24 protein-coding genes and 1 pseudogene are annotated in these 21,877 nt (G+C 66.5%); 16 read left to right on the plus strand and 9 right to left on the minus strand.

The genetic code is table 11. From position 1 onward, the window contains the following. The 3 genes and pseudogenes from AB4Z32_RS19095 to AB4Z32_RS19105 form a co-directional block, all read left to right on the plus strand. Positions 1-258, plus strand: a pseudogene (locus tag AB4Z32_RS19095) (hypothetical protein); the annotation flags it as partial. A gap of 83 nt (positions 259-341) precedes the next feature. After that, entirely contained in the window at positions 342-977 is a 636-nt protein-coding gene (locus AB4Z32_RS19100) for an SAM-dependent methyltransferase (protein ID WP_442123444.1), read from the plus strand. A 184-nt stretch (positions 978-1,161) separates the two neighbouring features. Continuing rightward, positions 1,162-1,416, plus strand: a complete 255-nt coding sequence (locus AB4Z32_RS19105; protein ID WP_442123445.1) for a hypothetical protein — start codon at positions 1,162-1,164, stop codon at positions 1,414-1,416. A gap of 35 nt (positions 1,417-1,451) precedes the next feature. Here the strand turns inward: AB4Z32_RS19105 and trhA are convergent, their stop codons facing one another. Continuing rightward, entirely contained in the window at positions 1,452-2,069 is a 618-nt protein-coding gene (gene trhA, locus AB4Z32_RS19110) for a PAQR family membrane homeostasis protein TrhA (protein WP_442123446.1), read from the minus strand. Positions 2,070-2,336: 267 nt separating this feature from the next. On the opposite strand from trhA, the gene imuA reads away from it, so the two are divergent. The 5 genes from imuA (at position 2,337) to AB4Z32_RS19135 (ending at position 6,911) form a co-directional block, all read left to right on the plus strand. Next, entirely contained in the window at positions 2,337-3,077 is a 741-nt protein-coding gene (imuA, locus tag AB4Z32_RS19115) for a translesion DNA synthesis-associated protein ImuA (RefSeq protein WP_442123447.1), read from the plus strand. Beyond that, complete coding sequence (locus tag AB4Z32_RS19120; RefSeq protein WP_442123448.1) at positions 3,007-4,494, plus strand: Y-family DNA polymerase; 1,488 nt, start codon at positions 3,007-3,009, stop codon at positions 4,492-4,494. The genes imuA and AB4Z32_RS19120 overlap by 71 nt, the downstream gene beginning before the upstream one ends. Before the next feature lie 102 nt (positions 4,495-4,596). After that, positions 4,597-4,947, plus strand: coding sequence for a hypothetical protein (locus AB4Z32_RS19125; protein ID WP_442123449.1), 351 nt, complete (start codon positions 4,597-4,599; stop codon positions 4,945-4,947). 255 nt (positions 4,948-5,202) lie between these two features. Next, positions 5,203-5,835, plus strand: a complete 633-nt coding sequence (locus AB4Z32_RS19130; RefSeq protein WP_442123450.1) for a phasin family protein — start codon at positions 5,203-5,205, stop codon at positions 5,833-5,835. A 119-nt stretch (positions 5,836-5,954) separates the two neighbouring features. After that, entirely contained in the window at positions 5,955-6,911 is a 957-nt protein-coding gene (locus AB4Z32_RS19135; RefSeq protein ID WP_442123451.1) for an extracellular catalytic domain type 1 short-chain-length polyhydroxyalkanoate depolymerase, read from the plus strand. Here AB4Z32_RS19135 and AB4Z32_RS19140 read toward each other — a convergent pair. The 4 genes from AB4Z32_RS19140 to AB4Z32_RS19155 are packed head-to-tail and all read right to left on the minus strand — an operon-like array spanning position 6,908 to position 9,440. After that, positions 6,908-8,074 carry an SGNH/GDSL hydrolase family protein gene (locus AB4Z32_RS19140; RefSeq protein WP_442123452.1) on the minus strand — a complete coding sequence of 389 codons (1,167 nt, stop codon included), beginning with the start codon at positions 8,072-8,074 and terminating at the stop codon, positions 6,908-6,910. The genes AB4Z32_RS19135 and AB4Z32_RS19140 overlap by 4 nt on opposite strands. A 42-nt stretch (positions 8,075-8,116) precedes the next feature. Then, positions 8,117-8,467, minus strand: a complete 351-nt coding sequence (locus AB4Z32_RS19145) for a DUF3147 family protein (RefSeq protein ID WP_442123453.1) — start codon at positions 8,465-8,467, stop codon at positions 8,117-8,119. Then, the gene (map, locus tag AB4Z32_RS19150; RefSeq protein ID WP_442123454.1) at positions 8,464-9,231 is read right to left on the minus strand and encodes a type I methionyl aminopeptidase; all 768 of its coding nucleotides are present in this window, start codon (positions 9,229-9,231) and stop codon (positions 8,464-8,466) included. The genes AB4Z32_RS19145 and map overlap by 4 nt, the downstream gene beginning before the upstream one ends. Then, positions 9,228-9,440 (minus strand): ParD-like family protein, encoded by a 213-nt coding sequence (locus tag AB4Z32_RS19155; protein ID WP_442123455.1) that lies wholly within the window; start codon positions 9,438-9,440, stop codon positions 9,228-9,230. The genes map and AB4Z32_RS19155 overlap by 4 nt, the downstream gene beginning before the upstream one ends. Before the next feature lie 111 nt (positions 9,441-9,551). On the opposite strand from AB4Z32_RS19155, the gene AB4Z32_RS19160 reads away from it, so the two are divergent. Further along, entirely contained in the window at positions 9,552-10,307 is a 756-nt protein-coding gene (locus AB4Z32_RS19160) for an alpha/beta hydrolase family protein (protein ID WP_442123456.1), read from the plus strand. Between the two features lie 24 nt (positions 10,308-10,331). Beyond that, the gene (locus tag AB4Z32_RS19165) at positions 10,332-10,973 is read left to right on the plus strand and encodes a CatA-like O-acetyltransferase (RefSeq protein WP_442123457.1); all 642 of its coding nucleotides are present in this window, start codon (positions 10,332-10,334) and stop codon (positions 10,971-10,973) included. Here AB4Z32_RS19165 and AB4Z32_RS19170 read toward each other — a convergent pair. Both AB4Z32_RS19170 and AB4Z32_RS19175 read right to left on the minus strand, forming a co-directional pair. Beyond that, positions 10,970-11,491 carry a hypothetical protein gene (locus AB4Z32_RS19170; RefSeq protein WP_442123458.1) on the minus strand — a complete coding sequence of 174 codons (522 nt, stop codon included), beginning with the start codon at positions 11,489-11,491 and terminating at the stop codon, positions 10,970-10,972. The genes AB4Z32_RS19165 and AB4Z32_RS19170 overlap by 4 nt on opposite strands. A gap of 26 nt (positions 11,492-11,517) precedes the next feature. Beyond that, positions 11,518-13,455, minus strand: coding sequence for a M61 family metallopeptidase (locus tag AB4Z32_RS19175; RefSeq protein WP_442123459.1), 1,938 nt, complete (start codon positions 13,453-13,455; stop codon positions 11,518-11,520). Positions 13,456-13,686: 231 nt separating this feature from the next. Here AB4Z32_RS19175 and AB4Z32_RS19180 point away from each other — a divergent pair, with 231 nt between their 5' ends. The 6 genes from AB4Z32_RS19180 (at position 13,687) to AB4Z32_RS19205 (ending at position 19,580) form a co-directional block, all read left to right on the plus strand. After that, complete coding sequence (locus tag AB4Z32_RS19180; RefSeq protein ID WP_442123460.1) at positions 13,687-14,157, plus strand: Hsp20 family protein; 471 nt, start codon at positions 13,687-13,689, stop codon at positions 14,155-14,157. 183 nt (positions 14,158-14,340) lie between these two features. Continuing rightward, complete coding sequence (locus AB4Z32_RS19185; RefSeq protein WP_442123461.1) at positions 14,341-15,867, plus strand: Do family serine endopeptidase; 1,527 nt, start codon at positions 14,341-14,343, stop codon at positions 15,865-15,867. Between the two features lie 93 nt (positions 15,868-15,960). Beyond that, positions 15,961-16,623, plus strand: coding sequence for a response regulator (locus AB4Z32_RS19190; RefSeq protein ID WP_442123462.1), 663 nt, complete (start codon positions 15,961-15,963; stop codon positions 16,621-16,623). Continuing rightward, entirely contained in the window at positions 16,620-17,981 is a 1,362-nt protein-coding gene (locus AB4Z32_RS19195; protein ID WP_442123463.1) for an ATP-binding protein, read from the plus strand. Before AB4Z32_RS19190 ends, AB4Z32_RS19195 begins: the two co-directional genes overlap by 4 nt. Continuing rightward, positions 17,978-19,003, plus strand: coding sequence for an MBL fold metallo-hydrolase (locus AB4Z32_RS19200; RefSeq protein ID WP_442123464.1), 1,026 nt, complete (start codon positions 17,978-17,980; stop codon positions 19,001-19,003). The genes AB4Z32_RS19195 and AB4Z32_RS19200 overlap by 4 nt, the downstream gene beginning before the upstream one ends. Before the next feature lie 103 nt (positions 19,004-19,106). Further along, on the plus strand, positions 19,107-19,580 hold the full coding sequence (locus AB4Z32_RS19205) for a GNAT family N-acetyltransferase (protein WP_442123465.1): 474 nt from the start codon (positions 19,107-19,109) through the stop codon (positions 19,578-19,580). On the opposite strand, the gene AB4Z32_RS19210 is transcribed toward AB4Z32_RS19205, so the two are convergent. Together AB4Z32_RS19210 and AB4Z32_RS19215 are read right to left on the minus strand one after the other, a co-directional pair. Beyond that, positions 19,581-20,456 (minus strand): class I SAM-dependent methyltransferase, encoded by an 876-nt coding sequence (locus AB4Z32_RS19210; protein WP_442123466.1) that lies wholly within the window; start codon positions 20,454-20,456, stop codon positions 19,581-19,583. It abuts the gene before it with no gap. Beyond that, complete coding sequence (locus AB4Z32_RS19215; RefSeq protein WP_442123467.1) at positions 20,453-21,877, minus strand: FAD-binding oxidoreductase; 1,425 nt, start codon at positions 21,875-21,877, stop codon at positions 20,453-20,455. The genes AB4Z32_RS19210 and AB4Z32_RS19215 overlap by 4 nt, the downstream gene beginning before the upstream one ends.

A 21,877-nucleotide genomic window follows, 5' to 3' on the forward strand; every position in this document is an offset into this window, starting at 1 on the left:
TACCCGGCATTCGCGCGGGAGGTCGGGATTTCGCATGAAGCCATCAACGCGAGCGCCGGCGAACGAAAGCGCGGTGCGCTGCACATCCAGAACGTGAACGCCTATCACAGCCGGATGCGCACCTGGCTGCTGCCTTTCCGCGGCGTCGCGAGCCGATACCTGGACCACTACTTCGGCTGGCGCTGGGCGCTGGATGGCCAGCGCATTGCCAGTCCAGACGCCTTTTTGAGAGCGGCGCTCGGCAGATTCAACACTTAGCGCGAACAGCGCCAATTGATTGGCCGGCCTGGGGGCGACAAAGCCTTGCTGTATCATTCGGCTTCTGAAAACGAAGCCTTCATATGCTCATCATCACCATCAAACAAGGCAAGGAAACAGGCCTGCTGTCCGGCGATCCGTGGATTTACCTTTCGGCCATCGCCAAGGTCGAGGGGCGGCCCCAGGAACGCAACAAGGCCGGCGCCACGGCGCTCGTGCAGTCGTCGTCGCGCCGGTTTCTGGCGCGCGCGGCGTACAACGCCAGGTCGCAGATCGCAGCCCGCGTCTGGACCCTGCGCGAGGACGAGCCGGTCGACCACGCAATGATCAAGCGTCGGGTGCAGGCCGCGGTCTCGCGGCGCGCCGCTGCCGTGCAGGGCGCCGATCCACAAGCCTTGGCGCTGGTGATCGATGGCGAAAAAGACGGCTTGCCGGGCCTGCTGGTGCACAGCTATGGCGGGACCGGCGGTTACCTGGTATGCCAGTTCAATGCTGCCGGTGTCGACTTGTGGAAGGTGACCATCGTGCAGGCGCTGCTGGCCGCCACGGGTTGTCTCAACGTATTCGAACGCAGCGACGAGCTGTTGCGCAAGGGCGAAGGGCTGCCCGTGATATGGCGTGCGCTGGCCGGCGACGAGCCGCCCCAGCGCCTGATGGTACGCGATGGCAAGCGCCTGCTGCCGACCGATATCCGCACCGGCTTCGTGTATCCGCGCTGAGATTCGTGCGTGAATTCATAAGGCGCGTAAAATCGTCCTGCGTGTGAAACTACTTCATTGTTTTTCTGATGATCCACGGCAGGTAAGCCGGCCGCCTCGACGACCGGCGCAAGATTCGAAACAAGTCGCCTGAGACAGCCTGCCACGACCCGACTGCGATGAAGCATGGAAAAGTGGGAGTCATATGATGGAATATGTGGAAGTGGTCGAGCCCTTGCTGCTCTCCAAAATGCCGGCCGGAAAATCGAATATCCGTCTCCATGCGGGTCGGGCTGGTGAAACACGATGTGCGTCGTCGAACCGGTTTCACGAAGTCGATGAAACAAGTCCGAAGCACAAGAATGAATTGCTGGATGAAGGACTGGAAGAATCGTTTCCGGCAAGCGATCCGCCTGCCATCAGCATCACACGGATCGTCAAGGACATGGAAGGCTGCTGAGTAGAAGAGCGCCGGAGTACGTGGCAGGCCGGGTTTCAGGCGACGTAAAAGAAAACGGCGATGTAGTGGCAAATGCTGCCGCCGAGGACGAACAAGTGCCAGATGCCGTGGCCATGGCGCACTTTGTGGTCGGTAGCGTAAAAGACGATGCCGATTGTGTAAAACAAGCCTCCACCTGCCAGCCAGGCAAAGCCCTGCCAGCCCAGGACTCTAATCAGGGGCATGATGCCAAACGCAGCAAGCCAGCCCATCATCAAATAGATGACGAGCGACAGAATACGCGCGCCCTTGGCATACCAGATTTCCTGGACAATACCGAATACAGCCAATCCCCAGACCACGCCGAACATCGACCAACCGTAGATTCCACGCAGCGTGACTAAAGTGAATGGCGTATAGCTGCCTGCGATTAAGAGATAGATGGCGCAATGGTCCATCTTTCGCAGTACGTTCTTGGCTGCGCCCCGAGTGCTGTGATATAGGGTGGACGTCAGGTACAGGATCAGCAGCATGGCGGCGTAGATGCTGAAGCTGGCGATTTTCCAGGGATCGCCGCCACGCGCCGCCACCACGATCAACAGCGCGCCGCTGGCCGCAGCCAGGACCGCGCCAATGGTATGCGTGACACTGTTGAGGCGTTCGCCGTAATACATAAGTCAGCACTCGCGAAATTCCTGCCGGCCAGCAGCGAAATAGTGATGATCCGACCAGGCGGTCGCTGATTCGTCACTGTGCCGAAGTTCAGCTCTTCGCACAGTATCGCATGCAGTAAAACTGAAACGCTTGGATTGTCGCGCGTGGGCGGGTTTGGTTTACAACAATGGCTTTTGAAGCCGGCAGCGCGTTCCAAAAGATAAACCTTGCCAAAACCTGAAGAGAATAGTACTGTATAAACATACAGTATTTCTTCGCATCACCCTATGATCAACTGCTCAGATTCCACCTCAGCAGCGCCGGAATCCTTGCATCCGTCGCTCTGGCGCGCCTCGCAGCTGGCGCGTTCTTCAAGCCGCTGCGTGGATACCGGCCACGCGGCCCTGTCGGCGCAGCTGCCGGGCGGCGGCTGGCCGGCCGGCGCCCTGGTCGACCTGCTGCTGCAGCAGCCCGGCATCGGCGAGATGCGCCTGCTGCGTCCGGCCCTGGCGGAGGTGGCGGCGCGCCGCATCGTGCTGCTGCAGCCGCCCCATCCGCCGCAGGCGCTGGCCCTGGCCGCGCTGGGCGTGCCGCCTTCGCAGCTGATCTGGCTGCGCACCAGCCGCATGGCCGATGCGCTATGGGCGGCCGAACAGGTGCTGCGCAGCGGCAGTTGCGGCGCGCTGCTGTTCTGGCCGGGCTTCGAGCGGCAGAGCCAGGTGCGCGGCGACAGCCTGCGCCGCCTGCACCTGGCGGCGCAGGGCGGCGAGACCCTGTTCTTCATGATGCGCCCGCTGGCCTCCCGGCAGGACGCCTCGCCCGCGCCGCTGCGCCTGGCGCTGCGGCCCCAGGCCGGCGGCCTCGAGATCGACTTCGTCAAGCGCCGGGGACCGCAGCGCGATGCGCCGCTGTTCCTGCCGCTTTCCTCCCACCTGGTACAAACTCAACCGCAACGTCATGCGCCTGTGGATCGGCCTGTCCCTGCCCCGGCTGCCGCTCGAGGTCTTCAGCCCCAGCTGGTGCACTGACGCCGGCAGCGTCGTGCTCGAGCAGGAGCGCGTGCTGGCGTTGTCCGCCACGGCGCGCGCCGCCGGCGTCCAGCCCGGCATGCGCCGTGGCGGCGTGCTGATGCTGATGCCCGATGCCAGGGTCCACGAGCGCTCGCCGCCGCGTGAAGCCGAGGCCCTGTATGCGGTGGCGCTGGCGATGTTGCAGTACACGCCGCAGGTGGCCGAGGCCGAGGAGGGGACCTTGCTGATGGACGTCGGCGCCAGCCTGCGCCTGTTCGGCGGCGTGCGCGCACTGTGCCGGCGCGTGCGCGCGGACGTGCGCGCGCTGGGCTTCACGGCCTCGCTCGCCTGCGCCCCGACCGCGCGCGGCGCCTGGCTGCTGGCGCGCGCCGGCGGTCACAGGAGCATGCGGCGCACGCTCAAGATGCCGACCCTGGTGCGCCGCCTCGACCTGCTGGACCTGCTGCTGGCGCCGCCGGCGCGGCCCTTCGCGGCCTGGTTCGAAGGCATCGGCTGCGCCAGCCTGGGCGAGCTGCGGCGCCTGCCGCGTCCCGGCCTGCAGCGGCGCTGCGGGCGCGCATTGCTCGACCTGCTGGACGCCGCCTACGGCCTGAGTCCGGAACTGTACGAGTGGATCGCCGCCCCCGAAACCTTTGCCGCGCGTATCGAACTGTTCGACCGCATCGACGATGCCGAGCTGCTGCTGGCGGGCGCCCGCCGCCTGCTGCTGCAGCTGACCGGCTGGCTGTGCGCGCGCCAGCTGGCGGTCGAGCGCATCGTGCTCAGGCTCGAACACGAGCGGGGCAGGGAAGCGCGGCCGCCGACCTGCGTCGAGGTGGCGCTGGCCGAGCCGGCCTGGCGCGACGAGCATCTGGTGCGCCTGCTGAAGGAACGCCTGGCCAAGCTGGTGCTGGAGGCGCCGGTGATCGGCCTCGGCCTGGAGGCGAAGCAGCTGCAGCCGATGGCGCCCTTGAGCGACTCCCTGTTCCCGGAGCCGGGCGGCAGCGAGGAAGACCGCATGCGCATGCTGGAGCTGCTGGTGGCGCGCCTGGGCGCGGACAACGTGCTGCAGGCGCGGCCGATGGCCGATTACCGTCCGGAGCAGGCGAATGTCTGGGTGCCGGTGCAGCAGAAGGTCAGCGACCGCGCGCGCAATGCGCAGATGCCGCCCGACGTGATGAGCCTGCCGCGTCCGACCTGGCTGCTGGCCAAGCCGATCGCGCTGCTGATGCGCGAACACCGGCCCTTCTATGGATCGCCGCTGCGCATGGCCTCGAACCCGGAGCGGATCGAGGCAGGCTGGTGGAATGGACCCGAGACCCGCGACTACTTCATCGCCGAGGGGCAGGATCACGCTCTGTACTGGGTGTACCGGGAAAGGATCGGGGCAGACGAGTCCGAGCCGCGCTGGTTCCTGCACGGCCTGTTCGGATAAGTCCGCGGTGGCAGTCCAAAAATGCTAGGTGAAGCAAGGGCCGCGGGTGTATTGTTATTTTCCCCGCCAGCTTCGTGCGCGACGACTTCCTGTGAGGACATCGTGGACTCATCATCTGTTCTGCCACCGGCCGCGGCCGCTGTCGGCATCTGCTTCGACGGACGGACGTACCACTACCGGGAGTACAGCTACGACCGGCTCGAGGACGCGTTCGGCTACGCAAAGCTGGACCGGGCCAGACCCGGTTTCCGCGAAGACCAGACGCCGCGCCACTGGAAGCAATGGGTCGGACCGACGCCGCAAGATCGGCTGCAAATGGCGGCGCATGGCATCGTGTACGAGCGCGGCCACTACTTGTACGGTCCTTACCGCTACGATCTGCTGTCTGCCGCACTCGAGTATGCAAAGCACGAACCGGGACTCGTAGGGACGGAAGGCAGGCAGGAAAGCTAGAAGCGCCGCTGCCTGACCGTCGCCGGAAGGCGCGCCCGGAGCCTGCTTTTTCCGGCAACCAATACACAAAAATACTCCTGCACGTTTTCGGCACACGTGTCGAAAAGAGCGCATAGTATGTCTTCTGCACGCGGTCTTCAGGATCGCGATCCCTCCAGGCAGTCTGTGCTGCCCTGTCCATGAATCCCCCAGGCGCATCGGCCCATCCCATCCGGGATGTTCCGTACTCCATGTATGTTTTTCTAAAGGTACTCCATGTATCCATTCCCGCAATCCGTCAATCCCGCCCTCCGCTTGCACATCGATGCCCAGGTCGCATTCTTCAACGAGCTGTCCCAGGCCATGTCGCGCTCTTTCCAGCAGATCGGCCAACTGAACATGCAGCTGACCCAGTCTCTGTTCGAGCAAGCCACCAAGGCCGGCCAGCATTTGCTGACGACCGAGCATCCGACCGAAGCGATGTCGTTGGCGGCAGCGCGCGCCCAGCCGGCCACCGAAACGCTGCGCGTCTACCAGCAGCATCTTTCCCAGATCGCTTCCGCCACCCAGGTCGACCTGACCCAAGTCTCCGAACGGCATGTGCCGGAGACGTCGCGTACCGCCCGCGCGCTGGCGGACGACGTGACGCGTGCCGCCGTCGAAGAAACGAGCAAGAGCATGCGCCAGCAAGAAGAAGCCGCGAAAGACTTTCGCGACCTTTTCAAGCAGGAAGGCAAGCGCGGTGAAAGGGCTGGCGCTCAGTTCCAGGGCAATCTGCAAAGCGGCGGACGCGATGCCGGTGTCCGCGTAGAGGCCGAGGGACCGGCCGGCAAAGTCAGCGCCCAGGGCAATATGCAGGGCAACCAGGCGCACGAATCCGTCAACAAGAATCCCGCCAAGCCGCGCTGACCTCCTTTTCCGGCCCTGCTTTTGCAGGGCCATCCCTCGCGGCGTCGATGACCACGCAGTCTCGCCGCCGCTTTTCATTTCTACAGGAGACTCGTATCAGCTCACCCAGGAATCAGCCCATGTTCAATACAGTATTCGACGCTTGGCCACCGTTCGCCATTTTCTCGGGGAACGGTCATGCGGCCCCGTCCCCGCCGGCCGGAGAATTCGCGTCCGGATACCACGAGGAGGAAGGGCAAACCCTCCGCTACCGACTGTTTATTCCCAGCGACGCGCGCAGCGAGCCGATGCCGCTGGTCGTGATGCTGCACGGCTGTGGGCAGGACGCCGCCGACTTCGCCCGCGGCACGGGCATGAACACGCTGGCCGAGGAATACGGTTGCCTGGTCCTGTATCCCGAGCAGTCCTGCAGCGCGCACTGGAACAGGTGCTGGAACTGGTACGATCAGGACCACCAGCGGCGCGGCGAAGGCGAGCCGGCGCTGATCGCAGGACTCACCCGGCGCATCATGGTCGAGCATGCGGTCGATGCCAGGCGCGTCGCGGTCGCCGGACTGTCATCGGGGGGCGCGATGGCTGTGATCCTGGGACGCACTTATCCCGATCTGTTCAGCGCGGTCGGCTGCCACTCCGGCCTGGCGCACGGCAGCGCGACCAGCGGCATCGGCGCGATGCTGGCCATGCGCGACGGTCACGATCCGGCCGCGCTGGCGCCGACCGTCCCGCACGCCAATCCGCCGGTGATCGTCTTTCACGGCGATGCCGACGCCACGGTGAATCGAAAGAACAGCAACGGCGTGGTGCGACAATCCGTCGACAGCGATCCGGCGCACAGGCGGGGCAAGCATGCCGACATCGCGATCGTGGAAGAAACCGGCTGCAGCGGCGGACGCAAGTTCACTCGCCAGATTCACCGCAAAAAAAACGGTAGCGTGCTGGCTGAGCAATGGACCGTGCACGGTACCGGTCACGTCTGGTCGGGCGGCAACCCGCATGGCAGCTACACCGATATCCAGGGCCCCAACGCCAGCGAGGAAATGCTGCGCTTCTTCATGAATCATCCGGCGGCTGCCTAGCGCAGCGAGGCGGACCGCAGCAGCCCGGCGAAGCGCTCGCCGATGAGCCGGTGGCTGGCCGCATCCGGATGCAGTTCGTCCGGCAGCGGCAGCCGCAGGTTGTCGTTCGGGCCGTACAGCTCGAGGCCATCGACGTAATGAAGATTCGGATCGCCGGCGCGGCGCTGCCCGACGATCGCGCGCAGCTGCTCGCGGATGACGCCGAGGGTCAGCTTGCCCTGCCGGCCCTCGTCGGCGCTGCCGCCCGCCTTGAACAGCAGGCGGCCTTCGGCCAGCGCATCCATGTCGTACACCGATGGCCCTGGCAGGGTTTCGTGGATGGGGCAGAAGATCGGCGAAACTACCAGCAGCGGCGTGTCCGGATGGCCTTCGCGTATCGTGTCGAGGAAGCCGTGCATGGCCGGGCCGAAGGCGCGCAGGCGCATCAGGTCCTTGTTGACCAGGTTGATGCCGATCTTGAGGCTGATGACGTCGGCCGGCAGCTCGCGGATGGCGCGGGCAACGAAAGGATCCAGCAGGGCATTGCCGCTGTAGCCGAGATTCAGCAGGTCGAAGCCGGTGCGCACGGCGGCGACCGCAGGCCAGGTGCCGGAAGGGTGGGTGGTATTCGAACCCTGGCTGATCGAGCTGCCGTGATGCACCCAGCGGCGCCTGCCCACGGCCGGCACCGGATCCAGCGGCGCGTCGGAACGCAGCGACACCAGCTCGGTCATCTCGTCGTGCGGCAGCCAGATCTCGATCGTCTTCTGCCCGGGAGGCAGGCCGCCGAAAAGCAGGGTCCGCGCCTCGCCGCCGGTGACGGTCGTCGCGCCGGTGCTCATGTCGATGTGCAGGATCCGGCCTCCCTGCACGCTGCCCTGGCGCGCCAGCTGGCCGCCGATGAACAGGTCGAAGATGCCGTCCGGGCGCGGGCCCAGGCCGCTGTAGACGCGCTTGGTCGCGAGCACGTCCAGCTCCACCGCGGTGGCCGCGGTCTGGAACACCAGGCGCACGCCGGACGGCTGCGATTCCGCCATCGCCAGCTGCGCGTCCGGGCATTGCACGCGCGCCCAGGCGGGCAGGCGGTGCGGCAGGATGCCGGCTTCGGTCTGCTCGACGTCGAGCGCGCCGTGGATGAAGTCGCGGGTCAGCGGGGTGCGGATCGGAAGAGTGGTTTCATGCATGAGCTGCATTCTACGCCGCATTCGGCGCCGCACTTCGCACGCTTACATGAGCGTGATGCCGAAGCGCCTGACGAACATCGCAAACAGCGCGAAGCAGACGATCGTGAGCACCACGCAGACCGCGAGCGTGGGCCAGAACCCAAGCCTGGCGAGCAGCGCGGGAAACGCCAGGAACATGGGCAGGGTCGGCACCACGTACCAGAAGGTGTACCAGGCATGGTTGGCGACCTTCGATGCCGGCTGCTTTTCCACGTGCAGCCAGATCAGGGTCAGCACCGTCACCATCGGCAGGGCGGCAATCAGGGCGCCCAGCTTGTCGCTGCGCTTTGCGAATTCCGATACCGCGACGACCACGGCGGCCGTGACCAGGTATTTCGTGACGATCCAGATCATGCGGGCATCTTCTCCCCGGCGCGCAAGGTCAGCACCCGCACGCCTTGCCGCGTCACGGCCACCGTATGCTCGAACTGCGCGGACAGCTTGCCGTCGCGCGTGACGACGGTCCAGCCATCGTCCTCGGTGAACACGTCGTCGCGGCCCTGGTTCAGCATCGGCTCGATGGTGAACACCATGCCTTCGCGCAGCATCAGGCCGGTTTGCGGCTTCCCCCAATGCAGCACCTGGGGCGGCTCATGCATTTCGCGGCCGATCCCGTGGCCGCAATATTCCCTGACCACCGAGTAGCCGTTGCGGCGCGCGTGGCGCTCGATCGCATGGCCGACGTCGCCGAGGCGGGCGCCCGGACGCACGGCCCTGATCCCCTTCCACATCGCCTCGTACGTCACCTGCACCAGCCGCCTGGCCGCCGGCGCCACCTCGCCGACCAGGTAGGTCTTGCTGGAATCGGCGATGTAGCCGTCCTTCTCCAGCGTGATATCGAAATTCACGATATCCCCGCTTTGCAGGATCTCGGCGGCCGAGGGCACGCCGTGGCACACCACGTTGTTGCGCGAGGAGTTCAGGGCGTAGGCATAGCCGTACTGGCCCTTGCTGGCCGGGCGCGCCGCGAGCGTCTCGACGATGAAGCGCTCGGCCAGATCGTTGACTTCCATCGTCGACATGCCGATCAGGTCCAGCTTGTCCAGGTGGCCGAACACTTCCGCCAGCAGCTTGCCCGCCGCCGCCATCAGGACGATTTCTTCGGGGCGCTTGGTCATGACACGGCCATTCTGGGCGCCATGGCCTCGACTCCCGCTTCGCGCAACTCCCGCACCACGATCTCGTTGAAGCTCTGGGTCGGGTGCATTTCGCACAGCATGCCGATCTTGATCCAGAATGCTGCCTGCGCATTGATCGAGCGGCACGAGACCGAGGTGGCCTTGCGTATCTGGTCGTGCAGCTCGTCGTCGATGTTTACGATGCCCATTGTATGTTCCATATATAGTCCATATACGAAGTATATACAAATACTCAGGCGCGTTGCAAGCATGGCCAATCCCGTGCACAGTGGCGCCATCTTCAGCAAGGACAGGAAGGTATGCTTACCGAACGTATGGATTTTCAGGGGCCGCACGGCAAGATCTCGGCCAAGCTCGATGCGCCCGACGGCACGCCGCGCGCCTATGGGCTGTTCGCCCACTGCTTCACCTGCAGCAAGGACGTGCTGGCGGCGACCCGCATCTCGCAGGGGCTGGCCGACCTCGGCGTGGCCGTGCTGCGCTTCGACTTCGCCGGCCTTGGCAACAGTCATGGCAAATTCGCCGACACCAATTTTTCGTCCAACGTGGAAGACCTGGTGGCCGCGGCGGATTTCCTGCGCCAGAAATTCGCCGCACCCAAACTACTGATCGGCCACAGCCTGGGCGGCACCGCGGTGCTGGCGGCCGCCCACCGCATTCCCGAATCGACCGCCGTGGTGACGATCGCGTCGCCCAGCGATCCGCACTACGTGGTCGACAAGCTGCTGTCCGAGCACGTCGACACCATCGAGCAGCTCGGTGAGGCGCGCGTGAAGCTGGCGGGGCGCGATTTCAATATCCGCCGCCATTTCGTCGAGGATGCGAGCCGGCACCAGCTGCATGAAAGGATCGCCAACCTGGGCCGCGCGCTGATGGTGATGCATGCGCCGCAGGATTCGACCGTCGACGTCGACAATGCCGGCCGCATCTTCGGCATCGCCCAGCATCCGAAGAGCTTCATCTCGCTCGACGGCATCGACCACCTGGTGACGGGCAGGATTGATGCGGCCTATGTGGCGGGCATCATCGCGGCCTGGAGCGCGCGTTACATCTGATCACTCATCATCATCATGATAGCTATGCAAGAGTTTGAACGGCGGCGCGACCGCTTCGAGTTTTTCGACCACATGGAGAGCCCGGCGGTCAACATCTGCTTCCGCATGGACCTGCCGGATTTCCGGCCCTGGTGCAAGGAGCAGGGCCTGGCGCCCTTCCACGTGCTGCTGTGCGCCGTGCTGCGCTCCATCCTGAAGGTCGAGAACTTCCGCTACCGCGTGCATGAGGGCGAGGTGATCCGCATCGAGCGCCTGCATCCCTCGTTCACGGTGGTCAACCAGCACTTCGACCTGAATTTCGCCCAGTTCGACTGGTCCGACGACGTGCGCGAATTCGTCGCCAACGGCCTGGCGGCGCGCGAGGAAGCGGGCAATATGCTGGAGCTGAACCGGAAGTACCGCGGCATGTCCCCGCGCGACGCCAAGGACCAGGTCTTCGTGACCTGCATGCCCTGGCTGGACTTCACCTCGATCCAGCATCCGATGGCCGCCCTGGCCACGCCGGACATTCCGTCGCTGGCCTGGGGCAGGTTCCGCGACGGCCAGGACGGCCGCCTGGAGCTGCCGTTCTCGGTGCAGGCCCACCACGGTTTCGTCGACGGCTACCACATCCACCTGCTGGCCCGGCAGATCGCCGCCGAGCTGCGGGAGATCATGGGCGCCTAGACGGTGTCGCCTTCGCAGCCGCTGACCGATCGACGACCCGGATCGACCCGGTACAGGTCCGTCAGCGCGCAGAACTCCTCGGCCAGGTCCTCGGCTTCGACGACGCGGGCCGCGAACCCGGCGAGGGTATAGCGGACCTCGTCCTGCTCCGGGTTGCAGGGCAGGGTGGAGGCATGGACGATCTCCTGCTGCATGTTGCGGAAGCCCCAGCAGCCTTCCGCGAAAGCCTTCCTCAGCTTGCGCAGGCCATGCGCCGCCGCGAACCAGCGCTGCCAGCGCGCCAGCAGCGCGGCATCGCCGGCATGGCGGCGCGCGACCTCGGCCTCGCATTCGCGCAGCTTCTCGTCGAAGGACAGACGCTCGATCCTGGCGGACGCTCGCCCGACTTCATCCGCCGGTCCCGTATGCACCAGGGCCAGCCCCAGGTTCAACTCCAGGCGGCCGAACACGAACAGCAGGCGCCCCAGGTGCAGGGCGGCTGTCGCTTCGACCTCGGTTTCCGGCAGAATCGGCATCATGTCCATCTCTGTCTCCTTTTTTACTTTTACTTCAGTGCGGAATAGATTCCCTCCAGACGGTCCTTGGTGCCCGGGATGCGCTCCAGGCGCGGATAACGCAGGCCGCCGTGGTAGTCGAGCGAAATCGTGCGCAGCACGTTGCCCTTCTTGACCAGCAGCTGGATCGGCTCCTTGCCGTCCTTGGCTTCCTTGATCGCCTTCTTCAGCAGCTCCGGCTTGAACACGCGGTTGTTGACGGCGACGATGCTGGTGTTGGCGGCCAGGCCGGCGCGGAAGCCCGGGCCGTCCCAGATCACGTTGCGCACGCTGCCGTCCGAGGTCACGGTGAAGCCCACCGAGTAGCTCAGGTCCGCGCCTTTCAGGCGGTCGTCGTAGCTCTTGATGGTGTCGGTCGGGGTGTCGGTGTAGACCAGCTTCCAGCCGGCGCGCGCCAGGCCGTCCAGCGGGGCGCCCGGACCGTGGCCGTCCACGCGTGCGCGCAGGAAGGCGGCCCAGTCGTAGGGCACGACCTTGTTCAGGGCCGCCACCACGTCGTCGAAGGTATAGAAGGCCGGCAGGAAGCTGCCGTCGTCGATGCCGTAGAAGAGGCGGGCGAAGTCGTCCAGCGATTTCTTGTCGCCCGATTTTTCGCGGATCAGGGTGTCGACGTCCAGCCAGATCAGCTGGCCTTCCGAATAGTAGTCCTCGCTGCGCTGCCAGTTGGCCCAGCCGAGCGGGCGGCGCGCGTTCAGGATCGGGTCGTTGACCGTGTCCTGCATGGCGCGCCAGGCGCGGCCGGCGACGTGGTCGTAGCGCGCGGCGGTGGCCGCCAGCGCATCGCGTGCGCCGGCCATCGACACCAGGGTGGAGCGGGCGCCCAGCACATTGCCCCAGTACTGGGTCTGGCCTTCGTAGACCCACAGCAGCTCGTTCTGCAGCGGGGTGTTGAAGTTGGGGACGTCCTGGCCGGCCGGGCGGCGGAACTTGCCGTCCCACGAGTGGGTGTACTCGTGCGGCAGCAGGTCGCGGCCGGCTTCGCCCTTGGCCCATTCCGTGAAGTAGCCCGGCTTGACGCCGTTCTCGCTCGACTGGTGGTGTTCGCGGCCGATGCCGCCGAATTCGTCCGACAGCGCGAACAGGAAATCGTAGTGCTTGTAGTGGTGCGAGCGGAACAGCTTATAGGCCTGCTGCACCAGCTTGCGGTGGGCTTCGATCTGTTCCGGCTTGGCTTCCAGGCTTTCCGGATTGTCGGCGAAGACGTTCAGGCGCACCGGCACCTTGGCGCCCGGATCGAGGTCGAACTGCTTGTAGTAGCGGCCGGCGAACAGCGGCGAGTCGATCAGGGTTTCGAGGTCGTGCGGCTCGAAGTGGACTTCGTCGCCCTGGCGGTTCGCGGTCTCCAGCGCGGTGGCGTACTGCCAGCCGGCGGGCAGCTTCAGGTTCGGCTGCACGGTGATGCGGCGCGCCACGTAGCCGGCCGGGTACAGGGTCATCGACACCCATTGCACGCCGAGGATCTCGTCGGTCATGGTGATGCGGCCCTGCGAGGTGTCGAGCGGCGACAGGTACTGGTACTCGGCTTCCAGTACGCTGGCGCCCTCGGGCACGTTCAGGTGGAAGGCGAACACCTGCACCGGATCGCGGGTCCATTCGACCGGCTTGCCGTTGGCCGTGAACTTCAGGCCGGCCAGCTGGGTGATCGGGCCGTTGGGGCCGTGGTTGGCCGGCAGCCATTGCGGGTACAGCAGGGTCAGCGGACCTGGCTTGACCGGGATGCTCATGCGCATGCGGAAGATCTGTTGCGACAGATTGGTCGCATCGACGTTCAGGACGATGGTGCCGGGATAGGGCTGGTCGACGGGCGCGGGGACGTCGGCGCGGGCCGGGCCGGCGAGTGTGAGCGCCAGGGCAGCAGTAGAGAGAAGCGCGGTGGCGGAACGGCTGGCCAGCGTCTTGAAACGGCGATGCGGATGGTGTGCGGTCATGGCTGAGAAAACGGTCGTGGGTGAATCAAAAATGCAACAAATGGCCGAGTGTAGCATCGCTCGCCAGGGGTAGATGCTCAGCCGCATCGATGCAAATAAAATTCGAAAAACAATATTAAAAACGATATTTTGTATGCCTTGAAAACGCATGCAGTGGGCATTAGATTGGTCCCAACGGATGCTCACGATGAGGTCCGGAAACTTATCGCTTACTTGAAAAGGATACTTGCCATGCGTACTTTTGACCTGACCCCCCTGTATCGTTCCGCCATCGGTTTCGACCGCCTGGTCAATATGCTCGAGCAGCGCGCCGAAGCCGCGCCGAGCTACCCGCCGTACAACGTCGAACTGGTCAGCGAAGACAAATACCGCATCGTGATGGCGCTCGCCGGCTTCAGCCGCAGCGAGATCGAGATCGTCTCCGAACGCGACACCCTGCACGTGACCGGCCGCAAGCAGAAGGACGAGGTCCAGCGCCACTACCTGCACCGCGGTATCGCCCAGCGCGATTTCGAGCAGCGCTTCCAGCTGGCCAACCACGTGAAGGTCGTCAGCGCCGCCTTCGACAATGGCATCCTCACCATCGAACTGGTGCGTGAAGTGCCCGAGGCCCTGAAGCCGCGCAAGATCGCGATCGCCGATGCGAACGGCAACACCGACAACGTGCAAGTGCTGGAGCAGCCGCAACAGCAAGCCGCATAAGCGTAAGGTGGGCACGGTGTGCCCACCATGAAAAATCGAGGCGCCACGAGCGCCTCTTTTTACGTCCGTCGATTTAAGCCCGTCCTAAGCTCAAGCTTAAGAGTGATTTAAGGGTATTGCGAGAAACTACTCGCATCAAAACAGCAGTCTCCACAAACCTCTTTTCCAATCCAGGAGTACGTAATGGCTAACGAAGGTGCAGTCACCGCCATCACCGCAAAACGTCTCACCCTGGCCCTGTGCGCGGCCGGTGTCATTGGCGGAGCGGTGGGCGCGGTCGCAGTCAACCATAACAATGCCACCGCCGCCGCGGAAGCCGCGGCCCTGGCGCAAAACCAGGCAGCCCCGGTGGCGGCCGCACCGGCGCCTGTCGCAGGCAATTCGTCGGCAGTGGGCCTGCCCGACTTTACCAGGATCGTCGCCCACAACGGCCCGGCCGTCGTGAACGTGCGCGTCGTCGGCACCACCAAGGTGGCCCAGCGCCAGATGCCGCAGTTCGACGAGGACGATCCTTTCTTTGAATTCTTCCGCCGCTTCCAGCCTACGCCTCCTCACGGCGGCAACGGAGGCGGACGCGAACTCGTTTACGGCGCCGGATCGGGCTTCATTGTGAGCCCGGACGGCGTCATCCTGACCAATGCGCACGTGGTGCGCGATGCCGACGAGGTCACGGTCAAGCTGCAGGACCGCCGCGAATACCGCGCCAAGGTCCTGGGCTCGGACCCGAAGACCGACGTCGCCGTGCTGAAGATCGATGCGAAGAACCTGCCGGTGGTCCCGCTCGGCAATACCCGTAACCTGCAGGTCGGCGAATGGGTGCTGGCGATCGGTTCGCCCTACGGCCTGGAAAGCAGCGTGACCGCCGGCGTGGTGAGCGCGAAAGGCCGCAACATCGATACCAACGGCGTGCAGTTCATCCAGACCGACGTCGCGGTCAACCCCGGCAACTCGGGCGGCCCGCTGTTCAACACGCGCGGCGAGGTGGTCGGCATCAACTCGCAGATCTACAGCCAGACCGGCGGCTACCAGGGCCTGTCGTTTGCGATCCCGATCGACGTCGCGGTCCGCATCAAGGACCAGATCGTCGCCACCGGCAAGGTGCAGCATGCGAAGCTGGGCATCGGCCTGCAGGACGTCGGCCAGGACTTCGCCGATTCCTTCAAGCTGGACTCGCCGGACGGCGCGCTGGTGCGGAACGTCGAGCGCGGCAGCGCGGCCGACAAGGCCGGGCTCAAGTCGGGCGACGTGATCCGCAAGGTCAACGGCCAGCCTATCGTCGGCGGCGGCGACCTGAGCTCCATCGTGGCGGTCGCCAAGCCGGGCGACAAGCTGGCGCTGGACGTCTGGCGCGACGGCCACGCCGTCCAGCTGAACGCGACCCTGGCGAACGCCAACGACAAGCCGGACCCGGCCAACCGCGACAACCTGGCCAGCACCGACAAGGGCGCCAAGCTGGGCCTGGCCCTGCGTCCGCTGGACCCGACCGAGCGCCGCCAGGCCGGCATTCCTTCCGGCCTGCTGGTCGAGGATGCGGGCGGTCCGGCCCAGGTGGCCGGCGTGCAGCCGGGCGACGTGCTGCTGTCGGTGAACGGCAAGCCGGTCAACAGCGTCGAGCAGGTGCGTGACGTGGTCGGCAAGTCCAGCAAGTCGGTTGCCTTGCTGATCCAGCGTGGAGATGACAAAATCTTTATTCCCGTGCGGATTGGCTAAGGATGGTTTAAGGGGAGTTTAAGCTCCCCTCGGTAAACTGAAAGCTCGAAAGATTCTTCTATCCGCATGGTTTTCTGAGAATCGGGGGATTTGATGCGGCTGTTGCTGGTGGAAGACGATACGATGATCGGCGAAGTGGTGCTCGACCTGTTGCGGGCCGAGCACTACGCCGTCGACTGGGTCAAGGACGGCGAGATGGCCGACACGGCCCTGATGCAGAACCAGAACTACGACCTGGTGCTGCTCGACCTGGGCCTGCCGCGCAAGGACGGGCTCGAAGTGCTGCGCTCCATGCGTTCCCGCAAGGACCGCACCCCGGTACTGGTCGCCACCGCGCGCGACTCGGTCGCCCAGCGCATCGCCGGGCTCGACGCCGGCGCCGACGACTACGTCCTCAAACCCTACGACCTCGACGAAATGCTGGCGCGCATCCGTGCGCTGCTGCGGCGTGCCGCCGGGCGTGCCGAACCCGTCTTCGAATACAAGAACATCTCCGTCAATCCCGCCACCCGCGAGACCCTGGTCGACGGCCAGCCGGTCGTGCTGTCGGCGCGCGAGTGGGCCGTGCTGGAAGCCCTGGTCGCCCGTCCGGGCGCGGTGCTGTCGCGCGCCCAGCTCGAGGAAAAGCTGTACAGCTGGCGCGATGAAGTCAGCAGCAACGCGGTGGAGGTCTACATCCACGGCCTGCGCAAGAAACTCGGCAGTGACCTGATCCAGAACGTGCGCGGCGTGGGTTACATGGTGCCGAAGGTATGAGTCCGAAAAAAGCGCGGCGCCGGCTCACGCACTCCCTGCGCGGCCGCCTGCTGTGGTACGTGCTGGCGGCCATTACCATCGCCGCCGTGGCCCAGGCCTCGATCGCCTACCGCACCGCGCTGGCCGACGCCGACCAGATCTTCGACTACCACATGCAGCAGATGGCGCTGTCGCTGCGCTCGCGCGTCCCGCTGGCCAACAGCGAGGAACCCGGCAACGTCGATACCCCGCTGAGCGGCAGCGACGACCTGGTGGTGCAGGTGTGGTCGCCGGACGGCGTGCAGGTGTTCCGCAGCGCCTCGCACGCGCGCCTGCCGCAGCGCGCGGTGCTCGGCTTTTCCAACGTGCGCGCCAACGGCACCACCTACCGCATCTTCTCGATCCAGACCAGCGCCCAGACCGTGCAGGTGGCCCAGGACCTGGCCGTGCGCAGGAGCATGGCCAGCAACCTGGCGCTGCGCACGCTGGGACCGATCGCGGTGATGATGCCGATCCTGATGCTGGTCGTGTGGTGGGTCATCAGTGGCTCGCTGGAGCCGGTGGCGCGGGTGCGCAAGCAGCTGGCTTCGCGCCAGGCCGACGACCTGTCGCCGGTGTCGGACGCCGGCCTGCCCGACGAGGTGAGGCCGCTGGTGCAGGAACTGAACCTGCTGTTCGGCCGCGTGCGCCAGGCCTTCGACACCCAGCAGACTTTTGTGGCCGACGCCGCCCACGAGCTGCGCACGCCGCTGGCCGCGCTCAAGCTGCAGGTGCAGAGCCTGGAGCGTTCCGACCAGCGCGTCGACAGTGCCGAAGCACGCAAGCTGGCGATCTCGCGCCTGTCGGCCGGCATCGAACGCGCCACCCGCCTGGTCGAGCAGCTGCTGGTGCTGGCGCGCCAGGAGGCCAGCGCCGCCCCGCACCAGCCGGTCATGCTGGCCGAGCTGGCGAAGCGCGCGGTGGCCGACCTGATCGGCGTCGCGCAGAACAAGCACATCGACCTCGGCCTGCAGCGCGCCGATCCCGGCGCAGTCGAAGGCCAGCCGGAATCCCTGATGATCCTGCTGCGTAACCTGGTCGACAACGCGATCAAGTACACCCCGGGCGGCGGCACGGTCGACGTGTCGGTGACGGCGGAGCAGGACGCGGCCGGCAAGCAGCTCTGCGTCAGGGTCGAGGACAGCGGCCCCGGCATCCCGGCGGAAGAGCGCGAGCGCGTGTTCGACCGCTTCTACCGCGTGCCCGGCAGCGAGGCCGCCGGCAGCGGCCTGGGCCTGGCCATCATCAAGGCGATCGCCGAGCGCCACGGCGCTACCCTGTCGCTGGGCGAGTCGGCCCGCCTGGGCGGGCTCGAGGCGGTGGTGCGCTTCCCGGCATGAACGACCTTTCCTCCCTTGACGCCATCGCGGCGGCGCAGGCCGGCTCGCTGCGCCGCGCCGACGGCGCCTACCGCAACGTGGTCCCGCGCCAGGCGATGGGCTTGCGTAAAACCCTGGGCCTGGTCTGGCGCATGCTGACCGCCAAGCCGGCGACGACGGTGCCGGACCGGCCGATCCCGGTGCGCAAGCTCGATGCGGCCACGCTCGAACGGGCGCCGGATGCGACCCTGTTCCGCCTCGGCCATTCGACCGTGCTGATCAAGCTGGACGGCGGCTGGTGGCTGACCGACCCGGTGTTCGCCGAGCGCGCCTCGCCGTTTTCCTTCGCCGGGCCGAAGCGCTTCCACGCGCCGCCGCTGGCGATCGACGACCTGCCGCCGCTGCGCGCCGTGATCCTCTCGCACGACCACTACGACCACCTCGACCACGACGCCATCCTGCGCCTGGCGCCGAAGGCCGGACTGTTCCTGGCGCCGCTGGGTGTCGGCGACCGCCTGGTCCGCTGGGGCGTCGATGCGGGCAAGGTGCGCCAGCTCGACTGGTGGCAGGAAACCCAGCTGGGCGGCGTGCGCCTGGCGGCCGTGCCGGCCCAGCATTTCTCGGGCCGCGGCCTGGGCGACAGCGACCGCAGCCTGTGGGTGTCGTGGGTCATCGACGCCGGCGACGTGCGCCTGTTCTTCAGCGGCGACACCGGCTATCACGCCGGCTTCAGGGAGATCGGCGAACGCTACGGTCCCTTCGATCTCACCATGCTGGAAACCGGCGGCTACGACCTGCAATGGGCCGACGTCCACATGCATCCCGAGCAGACCCTGCAGGCCCACCTCGAGCTGCGGGGAAAATGGCTGATGCCCATCCATAACGGCACCTTCGACCTGGCCTTCCACCCCTGGTATGAGCCGCTGGAGCGCATAGCGGCGCTGGCCGGGGTTGCCGGCGTGCCGCTGGCGACGCCGGAGATCGGCGCCGCCCTGGCGGTCGCGCGCCCGGAGGCCGGCCCGGCCTGGTGGCGCGAGCGATAGGCATCGGCGCCACACCACGCATGGGGGAAAGCCCGGCACCGCCGTTCGCGCCGCCTTTCGCGGCCGTAGAATCAGCGCTCCCGATCCCACCTGTGTGAGCGCCATGCAAATCCACCAATACCGCCGCGAACTCGGCCCATCCCTCGAGGAGCCCGTCTCCGTCTACCCGTATACGATGCGCAGCTTCCGGTCCGCCGCCGACGTGCCGGCCCTGCACGCGCTGTTGCAGGAGGCTTACGCCACCAATGGCGGCGCCATCGCGCCGCGCGAGGAATGGTGGCGCGTGCTGTCGACCGACCCGGAATTCGACGCCCGCCTGGTGCTGCTGGTCGAGACGCCGGTCGGCACCCTGGCCGCCGCCTGCATCGCCTGGACCTCCGGCTTCGTGAAGGATCTCGTCGTGCTGCCGGTCCACCGCCGCCTGGGCCTCGGCTCGGCCCTGATGGGCCACGCCTGCCAGGCCTTCCGCAAGCGCGGCGCGCATGCGGTGGCCCTGAAGGTCGACGCCGGCAACCACGCCGCGATCGCGCTGTACGAGGCGCTGGGGATGCGGCGGGTGGAGAGCGTGGCGGCCTAACTACCCGCCTGCCGGCGGGGCCGCCGAGGCCAGTGCGATGTACTCGCCTTCGATGGGGCGCGCGGCCATCTCCGCGCCGTCCAGCAGGTCGCCGCTGTCGTTCAGCTTTTCCAGCACGAAGCCGGCATCGGCCAGGAAGTCCGCCAGGCCGCCGCGCGCCTGGCTCGACAGGAAGGGCTCGCCCCGCCATCGCAGCCAGGCGTCGACCAGGCGGCTGCGGCGGCGGAATCCAGGACGCCCGTCCGGCAAGGGATCGAGCCAGGTGAAAGCCACCCGGCTGCGCGGCGCGGCAGCCGCCATCTGCTTGAACAGCCCGCGCACCGCTTCCATCGGCATGTACATCAGCAGTCCTTCCGCGACGAACAGGGTAGGGGCATCCGCGCGAAAGCCCGGATGGCTTGCCAGCAGCGCACCCAGCTCTTCCCGCGCCAGGTCGGCCGCGATGTAGCCGATGCCGCTGCCGGCCGCGGCCCGCTTTGCCGATTGCGTGGCGGCTTGATCGATCTCGATGCAGCACAGGTCCGGCCGGATCGCTTTCAATTCCGTGCACAGGGTGTCGAAGCCCGCGCCGAGCACGATCACTTGCGTGCAGCTGGCGGCCAGCAGTTCCTGCGCGTGCCGGCGCAGCAGCCGCTTGCGCAGCGCGAAATGCAGGCAAATGCCGGGCAGGGTGGCGGCTTCCAGCAGGCCGCACAGGCCGCGGAACCATGCCTGGCRCAGCAGGCCGGCCAGGCGCGGACAGGCGCTGCGCAGCACCCGTTCGCCGTGGCGCAGCGCAGCGAGCGGCGCGGCGGCGGGCAGCCCCGGGCGTGCGCCGGCCAGCTGCAGTCCGCCGGCGACGACCAGCGCGGTCCTGCTGGGGCGGCCCGGCTTCATGCCGCCAGCTCCGCCGGCACCCTGCCGAACAGCGCCGCATAATGACGATACCAGTTGCTCTGGAAGCGCAATTGCGGGTCGAAGCGGCGTTTCGCTTCCAGGAACTGCGCGAAGCGCGGATGGCAGGCGCTGACCTGGGCCGCGCTCGCGGCTCTCGCGTAAGTCAGGTAGAAGCTGCCGTCGCGCGCGATCGCCATGTCGATCAGGCGGCGGAAGGCCTGGTGCGTCGCCTCGATGCCGTCCGCGGTGTGCGGCGTGTGCAGGTTGAAGATGACGCAGGCGTAGTCCCGGCGCGCCCATGGCAGGAAGCTTTCCGTATCGCGCTCGATCAGGCGGACGGTCCCGTAAATCAGATCGACGCCATGGTGCCTGAAATCGGCCGCCGCGGCGCGCATGAAGTCCGCCAGGCGTTCGCGCGGCACGTAGATCTCGCCGATCACCTCCGAGCCGCAATGGCCGAGCGCATGGTCGATCCCGGCATGGTAGCCGTCCAGATAGGTACTCTGCTGCAGCCGGTCGCTCCAGTCGTGACGGCCGTCCGTCGCCAGGTAATGGCGTGCGTAGTGCTCGAAGGCCGCGCTCTTGTCGGTGTGCGCCAGCCGCAGCAGCGCGCGCCAGTCCCGTTCGGACAGCTCCTTCGTCGCGGCGCCGGACGGCGTGTCGTCGTCGACCGGCAGGTAACAGGAAAACACGCCGCGCTGCATGAAGTCGCGGCTGTCCGGATCGATGGCGAACTGGAAGTCGCCGAAGACATAGCCGGCGGCGATGCGTTCCGCAAAGGCCGGCATCAGTTCGTCCAGCTGGAGCAGCCTGACGTCGCGCCGCATCTTCCGGCGCGGCGCGAGGCGCAGCGTCACGCTGGCGATGATGCCGAACAGGCCGTAGCCGCCGATCGCCAACGAGAACAGTTCGGGGTTGGCGGTGCGGCTGCAGTGCTGCACGCTGCCGTTCGCATCGACCAGTGTGAAAGCCTCGACGTCGCCGATGAAGGGGCGCAAGCGCAGGCCGCGTCCGTGTATGTTCGCGGACAGGCAGCCGCCCAGCGACAGCCGGTCGGCCCCAGTCTGCTTCTGGCGAATGCCCCAGCGTGGGCCGTCGGGCTTCGATGCGCTGTCGAGATAATCGATCAGTTCCGGCCACTCGATGCCGGCTTCAGCCTCGATCAGGCCGGCGTCGGCGTCGAAGGCCAGCACGCGGCGCATGTGCCGCATGTCGAGCAGGACGCCATCGGCGGCGAACTGCTGGCCGCCCATCGCATGCCGCCCGCCACAGACCGCCACCGGCAAGCCGCGCCGCGCCGCATCCGCAACGATGGCGCGGATGCCGGCAATGCTGTCCGGCTGGTGGATGCCCGCGACCCGTGTCGGGTTCAGGGCGGAATGGATATCGTTGACGAGCGAGGGGCTGTAACGTGGGGGCAT

Source organism: Massilia sp. 2TAF26 (assembly GCF_052115005.1).
GTDB lineage: Bacteria > Pseudomonadota > Gammaproteobacteria > Burkholderiales > Burkholderiaceae_D > Telluria.

Bases quoted from the DNA above. Each gene is read 5' to 3' on its own strand.
- imuA (WP_442123447.1), top strand. From the start codon at position 2,337: ATGATCAACTGCTCAGATTCCACCTCAGCAGCGCCGGAATCCTTGCAT.
- AB4Z32_RS19205 (WP_442123465.1), top strand. From the start codon at position 19,107: ATGCAAATCCACCAATACCGCCGCGAACTCGGCCCATCCCTCGAGGAG.
- AB4Z32_RS19170 (WP_442123458.1), bottom strand. From the start codon at position 11,491: ATGATGCCGATTCTGCCGGAAACCGAGGTCGAAGCGACAGCCGCCCTG.
- AB4Z32_RS19200 (WP_442123464.1), top strand. From the start codon at position 17,978: ATGAACGACCTTTCCTCCCTTGACGCCATCGCGGCGGCGCAGGCCGGC.
- AB4Z32_RS19140 (WP_442123452.1), bottom strand. From the start codon at position 8,074: ATGCATGAAACCACTCTTCCGATCCGCACCCCGCTGACCCGCGACTTC.
- AB4Z32_RS19160 (WP_442123456.1), top strand. From the start codon at position 9,552: ATGCTTACCGAACGTATGGATTTTCAGGGGCCGCACGGCAAGATCTCG.
- AB4Z32_RS19120 (WP_442123448.1), top strand. From the start codon at position 3,007: ATGCGCCTGTGGATCGGCCTGTCCCTGCCCCGGCTGCCGCTCGAGGTC.
- AB4Z32_RS19130 (WP_442123450.1), top strand. From the start codon at position 5,203: ATGTATCCATTCCCGCAATCCGTCAATCCCGCCCTCCGCTTGCACATC.
- AB4Z32_RS19180 (WP_442123460.1), top strand. From the start codon at position 13,687: ATGCGTACTTTTGACCTGACCCCCCTGTATCGTTCCGCCATCGGTTTC.
- AB4Z32_RS19165 (WP_442123457.1), top strand. From the start codon at position 10,332: ATGCAAGAGTTTGAACGGCGGCGCGACCGCTTCGAGTTTTTCGACCAC.
- AB4Z32_RS19175 (WP_442123459.1), bottom strand. From the start codon at position 13,455: ATGACCGCACACCATCCGCATCGCCGTTTCAAGACGCTGGCCAGCCGT.
- AB4Z32_RS19105 (WP_442123445.1), top strand. From the start codon at position 1,162: ATGATGGAATATGTGGAAGTGGTCGAGCCCTTGCTGCTCTCCAAAATG.
- AB4Z32_RS19190 (WP_442123462.1), top strand. From the start codon at position 15,961: ATGCGGCTGTTGCTGGTGGAAGACGATACGATGATCGGCGAAGTGGTG.
- AB4Z32_RS19155 (WP_442123455.1), bottom strand. From the start codon at position 9,440: ATGGGCATCGTAAACATCGACGACGAGCTGCACGACCAGATACGCAAG.
- AB4Z32_RS19195 (WP_442123463.1), top strand. From the start codon at position 16,620: ATGAGTCCGAAAAAAGCGCGGCGCCGGCTCACGCACTCCCTGCGCGGC.
- AB4Z32_RS19185 (WP_442123461.1), top strand. From the start codon at position 14,341: ATGGCTAACGAAGGTGCAGTCACCGCCATCACCGCAAAACGTCTCACC.
- AB4Z32_RS19100 (WP_442123444.1), top strand. From the start codon at position 342: ATGCTCATCATCACCATCAAACAAGGCAAGGAAACAGGCCTGCTGTCC.
- AB4Z32_RS19145 (WP_442123453.1), bottom strand. From the start codon at position 8,467: ATGATCTGGATCGTCACGAAATACCTGGTCACGGCCGCCGTGGTCGTC.
- AB4Z32_RS19215 (WP_442123467.1), bottom strand. From the start codon at position 21,877: ATGCCCCCACGTTACAGCCCCTCGCTCGTCAACGATATCCATTCCGCC.
- map (WP_442123454.1), bottom strand. From the start codon at position 9,231: ATGACCAAGCGCCCCGAAGAAATCGTCCTGATGGCGGCGGCGGGCAAG.
- trhA (WP_442123446.1), bottom strand. From the start codon at position 2,069: ATGTATTACGGCGAACGCCTCAACAGTGTCACGCATACCATTGGCGCG.
- AB4Z32_RS19135 (WP_442123451.1), top strand. From the start codon at position 5,955: ATGTTCAATACAGTATTCGACGCTTGGCCACCGTTCGCCATTTTCTCG.